The organism is Longimicrobium sp., from assembly GCF_036387355.1.
Taxonomy (GTDB): Bacteria; Gemmatimonadota; Gemmatimonadetes; order Longimicrobiales; family Longimicrobiaceae; genus Longimicrobium.
In genome coordinates this window covers 1-7,082 of the sequence record NZ_DASVTX010000107.1, presented here as the reverse complement: position 1 = coordinate 7,082, position 7,082 = coordinate 1, and the positions used below count along the sequence as shown (strand labels likewise).

The window sequence follows — 7,082 nt, the reverse complement described above, 5'->3', positions numbered from 1 at the left end:
ACTTTCTGCCGGGTCCGCCGGTCAGGCGCGCACCAGCAGCACAACGCTTTCCACGTGCGCCGTCTGCGGAAACAGGTCGAACGAGCGCAGGCTCACCATGCGGTAGCCGGGTCCCAGGCGCTTGATGTCGCGCGCCAGGGTGGCGGGATTGCAGGAGATGTAGATGATGCGCTCCGCCGGGTGCGCGGCCAGCGCGTCCGCCGCCTCGCCCGCGATCCCCGCGCGCGGCGGATTCAGGATCACCAGGTCCGCCGGAAGGTGCTCCGGCAGCACGGCTTCCACGTATCCCGTCACAAAGACGGCGCCCTCCGGCGCGCTCCGCCGGGCCTCGGCCACGGCGTCCGGGTCCAGTTCGATCCCCGTTACCCGCGCGCCCGCCCGCGCCAGCCGCCGCGCGTGCAGCCCCACGCCGCAGTACGCATCCACCACCGTCCGGCCCGCCACATCCCCCACGAGCGACAGGACGTGCGCCTCCAGCAGTTCCGCCGCCGCGCGGTTCACCTGCAGAAAGGCGGCGCCGCTCAATTCCACCGTCTCGTCGCCCCACGTTTCCGGCAGCCCCGGCGCGCCGGCGATCAGCTCCGCCTTGGCCTCGCCCGGCCGGTGCCAGACGGCCACCAGCCCCGGCACCGCCGCGATCAGCTCCAGCGGCCGCCCGGGATGAAAGCCCCCCTCCACCAGCAGCGAAACCTCGCCGCCGGCGGAGGCGCGCAGCGTGAGCCGCAGCTGGCTTCCCGACGGCAGGCGGCGCGCGTCCGGTCCCCAGTGCGCGCGAATGCCGTCCCACACGCGGCCGATGGCCTCCTCGAACAGCAGGCAGCTGCCGTCCAGATCCACGATCTCGTCCGGCGCGCCCAGCGCGTGAAAGCCCGCCTCCACCCGCCCGTGCTCCGTGCGCCGCAGCGCAAAGCTCACCCGGTTGCGGTAGCGGAACTCGCGCGGCGACGGCACCACCTCCGGCGCCTCCACCGGCACCCCGCCGATGCGGGTGAGCGCGTCGCCCACGATGCGGCCCTTTGCCGCCAGCTGGGCCTCGTACGTCAGGTGCTCCAGCGTGCAGCCGCCGCACCGTGCGTAGAACGGGCACGGCGCCTCCCGCCGCTCCGGCGACGGCTCCAGCACGCGCAGCAGCGTGCCGCGCGTCCATCGGTCACGCGTCTCCGTCAGCTGCACCTCGGCCAGGTCGCCCGGCGCGGTGCGGTGGACAAAGCAGACGCGCCCGTCCGGCAGCCGCCCCACTCCCTCTCCGCCCGCCGCGATGGAGTCGATGCGGAGCGTGACGGGCGGGCGCGGGCGGCGCGGCCCCGCGCCGGGGCGGCCGGCCGGGCGCCCCCGGCCGCGCCCGCCTCGGCGGTCGCTCACCGGTTCTTCCACCCGCGCTGGCGCCATCCGCTGGCCGGCGCCGCCGCCGCGGTGGACGTGGCGCGCGGCATGACGCGGTGCGTCCGGCGCTCCTCCTCCAGCAGCGCGGCGGCCAGCGCGGCGGCGCGGATGGTGTCCTCATCCGGCTGCACGGACAGCAGTTCCTCGTGCCGGTCCAGGTACTTGATGTCCAGCCGCCCCTCGCGGAACTCCGGCTCGTCCATCACCCGCAGGTGAAAGGGCACGCTGGTGTCAACGCCTTCCACGCGCAGTTCGGCCAGGGCGCGCTTCATCCGGTCCACCGCCTCGATGCGGGTGGGCGCGTGCACGATCAGCTTGGCCAGCATGGGATCGTAGAACAATCCCACCTCCACCCCCGGCGTGATGCCCCCGTCCCAGCGCACGCCCGGGCCGCTGGGGATCAGCAGGTTCTGGATTCGGCCCGTGGAGGGGAGGAACGAGTTGGCCGGGTCTTCGGAGGTGATGCGGCACTCGATGGCGTGCCCCGTGAACGTGATGTCGTCCTGCGCGAACGGCAGCTTCTCCCCCGCGGCGATGCGGATCTGCCACTGCACCAGGTCGATCCCCGTCACCAGTTCCGTCACGGGGTGCTCCACCTGGATGCGCGTGTTCATCTCCAGGAAGTAGAACTCGCCGTTCTGGTACAGGCACTCCACCGTTCCCGCGCCCTCGTAGTTCACCGCCCGCGCCGCGGCGACGGCCATGGCGCCCATGGCGGCGCGCTCGTCGGGCGTGAGCACGGCGGACGGGGCTTCTTCGATGAGCTTCTGGTGGCGGCGCTGGATGCTGCACTCGCGCTCGCCCAGGTGCAGCGTGTTGCCGTGCCGGTCCGCCAGCAGCTGGATTTCGATGTGGCGGGGGCCGTCCAGGTACTTTTCGACGTACACGGAGCGGTCGCCGAACGCCGCCTGCGCCTCGTTGCCGGCGGACTCGAACGCCTTTTCGATCTCGTCCTCGCCGCGCACGATGCGCATTCCCTTGCCGCCACCGCCCGCCGCGGCCTTGAGCAGCACGGGGTAGCCGATCTCGCCGGCCACGCGGCGCGCCTCCGCCGCGTCGGCCAGCGCCTCCTTGGTGCCGGGCACCACGGGCACGCCCGCGTCGATCATGCGGGCGCGCGCGGCGGTCTTGTCGCCCATGGCCGTCACCGCCTCGGCGGACGGGCCGATGAAGACGAGCCCCGCGTCGCGCACGGCCTGGATGAAGTGGGCGCGCTCGGAGAGGAAGCCGTAGCCGGGGTGGATGGCCTCGGCGCCGCACCGCTTGGCGACGTCGATGAGCACGTCGGCCTTGAGGTAGCTCTGCGCGCTGGGCGCCGGGCCGATGAGGTACGCCTCGTCGGCGGCCAGGACGTGCGGGGCCAGGCGGTCGGCCTCGGAGTAGACGGCGACGGCCTTGACGCCCAGTTCGTGCGCGGCGCGAATGACGCGCAGGGCGATCTCGCCGCGGTTGGCGATCAGGATCTTGTTGAACACGCGGCCCTTGCGGCTTGACGTGGACGGACGTGCGCGGGCGCCGGCCCCGCGAAAGGCTCCCAAGGTACAACCGGCCCGCCGTTCTGGCGAGCCGGGGGAGGGGCTGGATTTCGGGACGGATGTGGGATGGGCCGTGTGGAGGGTGGACGCGGCAAGGCGGGGCGGGCTTTGGACGGGCCGGCCGACGGGCGACTGAAGTCGCGGCAACAACGGCGCGAAGTCCGCCTTCGCGGACTGCATCGGTGGCTCCTGGTGCGGGTCGCCCGCGGATTCATCCGCTCAGGGAGGCCATGGGCTGCCCCGCTCCGTACGGGGCCCCTCCCCCGCCCCTCCCCATGCCAACTGCCGGCCAGAAGCGAAGCACGAGGGGAGAACGGCGGACCAGTGCACTTCGGACGGTGCCGATGCGGCGGAAGGAGGCCCCCTCCCCCCAACCCCCTCCACCCGCTCCGCGGGAGAGGGGGAGCCGTTCGGCGTCGGGTCGAGTTCGGCGCCGGTCCCCGTACTCCGCGGGCGCAGCCTCACGGCAGTATCGTGAGGCTTTCAGCAGTTGTTGCGGCGATTTCACTCGCTCGGGAAGGCCGCGGCGCCGGCTGCTGCTGATCCACACGGAACCTCACACCGCGCCAACAACCCTCCCCCAGTCCGTGTTGCGGGAGGGTTGGCGAGTCATGCGAGCCCGGGTGGGGGCCGCCCTGACACTCCGCCCCCCACACCGGGCCCTATCGCCGCGGTGCAGGTGAAGTCTCCCCGTCTGTTTGGGGAGACTTTCCGCCGTTGTTGCGGCGACTTCAGTCGCTCAGCCCTGTCCGAAAGCCTCCAGCTCCGGCGCTACTCCAACTCGATGCGCCCGTGGGCGATGTCGTTCCAGAACTCGGGGAGGTTGGGAACGGCGCGGAGGGCGGCGGCCTTGGCGCGGTCGGTGAGCACCTCCGTCATGTAGCGCAGCGTGATGCCGTGGGCGGGCCGCTCCAGCACGCGCACGGCATCGCCCGCTCCCACGTCGCCTTCCTGGATCACCCGGAAGTACGCGCCCGGCCGGCCCGCACGCTGAAACCGCCGCGGAAAGTGCGCGTCACCCACGCGGATGCCGAGCTTGAAGCACGGCATCCGCGGCTGCGCGATCTCCAGCACCGTCGTCCCCACGCTCCATCGCTCGCCCACGAGTGCGGACGAGAGGTCGATCCCCTCTACCGTCAGGTTTTCGCCGAACAGGCCCACGGGCGTGTCGAACGCTTCTTCCCCGCGCCAGAACTCGTAGTCCTCGCGCGAGTAGGCGTACACGGACTTGTCCGGCCCGCCATGCACGGTGCGGTCGGCCTGGTCGTCGCCCGCGAAGTTGACGCCGCGCAGGGCAACGCGTCCCTCCACCGGCGTCTTCCAGATCCCCGTCGTGATCCACCGGCCGCGCCACTCGATCTCGCGGACGGCACCAACGTTCACGGACAGGACGCGCGGATCCGTCATCGACAAAACAGTTTTCGCCGCCGGACCCGGTACGTGAGGCCGGTACGGCGCAGGGGTGGATCAGGAGAGGAACGTCGTCTCGCAGTGATCCGGGCTGTGACGGATGCCGCTGCTGCTCCGTCATCCGGCCGGGAGTCCGCATCAGAGTACATGAACGACTGCGCTCCGCGGAAGGTCTCCGCCGCCCCAACGCGTACCTGTCGAGCGCGGGACCATCGCGGCGTCCGGCCGGGAAAGATCGACAACGTGGTGGTTGTCGCGATCGCTCTGAGGCGCCACCTTCCCTGTGCGACACATCCCTGCCCCGCACCCCCGCCCCACCGTGCCCCGCTCTCCCGTCCCCGTCATCACGCTCGAGCAGGCGATCGGCGCCCAGAACGCGGCGGCGACCCGGGCCCGCCCGCGCGCGCCGCGACGCTGGCTGCGGATCACGGGCATCGCCTGTCTGCTGCTCTGCATCGCCACCGTGATCGGGCTGATGAGGCTGCCTGATCCAGAGATCCCCATCCCCGCACGGATCCCTTCACCCACGGAAACGACGGCGACGGTGACGGCGGGCGCGCGCTACCGGGCCGGAGGGCTGCGCCGCTTTCTGCTGGGCGATGGATACCGCGAGCTGTGGGCCCAGCCCATCCGCGCCGAAGTGCTGAACCCAAGTACCTTTGCGGGCGGGCTGACGCCCATGCGGCGCGGCGGCGGCAACCAGACGCGCAACCTGCACCTGCGCGGCGCGGATGGCCGGGAGTACGTGTTCCGCTCGCTGGAAAAGGACCAGCGCGGCACGCTGGGATGGCTGGGGCGCAACACGCTGGGCGGAATCCGGCAGGACCAGGTGGGCGCGCTGCACCCCGCCGGGGCGGTGATCGCCTCCGCGCTGCAGGACGCCGCCGGGATCGCGCATCCCGCGCCGCGGCTGGGCGTGCTTCCATCCCACCCGGCGCTGGGCGAGTACGCGGTGGCGTTCGAGGGGCTGCTGGGCTCCATCGAAGAATACCCGCGAGACGGCTACACCGGTGCGTCCGAGGTGTCGGGAACGGAGGACATGCTGGAGGATGTGGAGAAGCACCCGCAGCACGCGGTGGACGCGTCCGCCTACCTTCGCGCCCGGCTGATGGACGTCTACCTGGGCGACTGGGACCGGCACGAGGGCCAGTGGCGATGGGCGCTGCGGGAGACGCCGGACGGCGCGCGGTGGACGGCCATCGCGCGCGACCGCGACTACGCGCTGGCCGACTACCGCGGGGTGATTCCGTGGATCGCGCGCTTGGTGGATCCCAAGATCGTGCGCTTCGACGCCGAATACCGTGACCTGCGCGGGCTGCTGGTGAGCGCGCACGACCTGGATCAGCGGTTTCTCTGCGGCCTCGCGCCCGCCGCGTGGGAGGGCGCCGCCGCGGAGCTCCGGGGCAGGCTCACGGATGCCGCCATCGCCACGGCGGTGCGCGCCGCCCCGGCGGAGTACACCGGGCTGCGCGGCGCATCCATCCAGGCCCTGCTCCGCGCCCGCCGCGACCGCCTTCCCCGGGCCGCCCGCGACTACCGCCGCATCCTGCACGCGAGGAGTTGTGTGCAGTAACTCTGCCGGTATACGGCTAATTAAAACGGACCTCAGGCACTTACCACAGAATCGTCTGTCGACACTTGATGCTCTTGAACCGAGTCCCGAACGAGGGCGGATGGACGAGAGCCGTAGTGTGCTGCAACGAGTCGCGAGGCTGTGTTCCCACGCGCACCGCGGCCGACTCTCTTGAGCAGGTGCTGAACGGGTCGGCGCAACTCGCTCATGAAATGCTTGAAGTCTCCTGGAGGTACAGGTTCGTCCAAGTATATCTGCTCTATCGTCTTTGCGAGATCCATGGCCTGTTCGAGATCCCGCCAAACTTTAGAATGGGGAGGTGGAAGCGATCTGTCTACCCGTTGATCCAAGGCGGACTGGAGATATTTCATTGGCAGCAACTCCTCTGGAGAACTGGTAATGCGTACTTGTGTCCGCATCAATTCAAGCATCTCCTCCAACATTGCGCCATAGCTTTCCTCAAGTGAGCTTTTGCCGCCTGAGGAACGCCGTTTTGCGGGTTCTCCTCCGAGTTGCGCCCGAAGAGCTTCTAATTCGGTGTTGAGCTGGGGCCACAAAATCTCGAACATCCGATTGAGGCGATCAGCAGGAAGCTGCTATCCCTCCGCCGCAGCGTTGATGCTTTGCAACATCTTCCATACATCGGCCCTCTCGTAGATAGCTGACTGAAATTGTACAATCCGGCCTTTAACATCAGACCGCTTGACGCCAAACAAGAACGGCGTGACAAACGCCTTGTCGACGGCTTTCGAGAGAGCGCCAGCCTCAAAGTTCAGCCACGGAGCTTCGATGTTCTCGGGTGTCACGAACAAGATCCCGTAGGTGGACTCGGCGAGTTCCGCAGCGATGTCGCTGCTCCACCGCGCACCCTTGTCGATGTCCTCCGACGAGACGTATGGCTGAACCGATTGAATAACGAGCGGCAGCCATTCACGAAACGCGAGCGCCACGCCGTGACTGATCGTGCCGGACCAACTGAGGAAGACTTTCATGCTAGCTCCGCAGAGAGAAGGAATTGAGCATTGTCCAATACGGGTTTCCGAAGCCTCACGCGTGCGCAAATAAGCCCTGACGGTGACAAGTCGACTGACCTAGCGCGTGCATGCTTCCAACGCCGCCTTGCTGCCGCCCGCCCGGGCCGCTATTCGATAGGGAATCCCGAATCCGGATCTCCCTGATCG

Annotated in this window: 5 protein-coding genes; 1 reads left to right on the top strand and 4 read right to left on the bottom strand. The window is 69.5% G+C overall.

The genetic code is table 11. The features are described 5' to 3' along the window. Nucleotides 1-21 precede the first annotated feature (21 nt). From VF665_RS04955 to VF665_RS04945, 3 genes are all read right to left on the bottom strand, one after another. Entirely contained in the window at nt 22-1,362 is a 1,341-nt protein-coding gene (locus tag VF665_RS04955; RefSeq protein WP_331052306.1) for a class I SAM-dependent RNA methyltransferase, read from the bottom strand. After that, the gene (accC, locus tag VF665_RS04950) at nt 1,359-2,858 is read right to left on the bottom strand and encodes an acetyl-CoA carboxylase biotin carboxylase subunit (RefSeq protein ID WP_331052305.1); all 1,500 of its coding nucleotides are present in this window, start codon (nt 2,856-2,858) and stop codon (nt 1,359-1,361) included. The genes VF665_RS04955 and accC overlap by 4 nt, the downstream gene beginning before the upstream one ends. An 831-nt stretch (nt 2,859-3,689) precedes the next feature. After that, entirely contained in the window at nt 3,690-4,325 is a 636-nt protein-coding gene (locus tag VF665_RS04945; RefSeq protein WP_331052304.1) for an MOSC domain-containing protein, read from the bottom strand. 322 nt (nt 4,326-4,647) lie between these two features. Here VF665_RS04945 and VF665_RS04940 point away from each other — a divergent pair, with 322 nt between their 5' ends. Then, nucleotides 4,648-5,901: a hypothetical protein gene (locus VF665_RS04940; RefSeq protein WP_331052303.1), complete on the top strand. Its 1,254-nt coding sequence runs from the start codon at nt 4,648-4,650 to the stop codon at nt 5,899-5,901. 596 nt (nt 5,902-6,497) lie between these two features. Here the strand turns inward: VF665_RS04940 and VF665_RS04935 are convergent. Then, entirely contained in the window at nt 6,498-6,893 is a 396-nt protein-coding gene (locus tag VF665_RS04935; RefSeq protein ID WP_331052302.1) for a hypothetical protein, read from the bottom strand. Nucleotides 6,894-7,082: the final 189 nt, after the last annotated feature.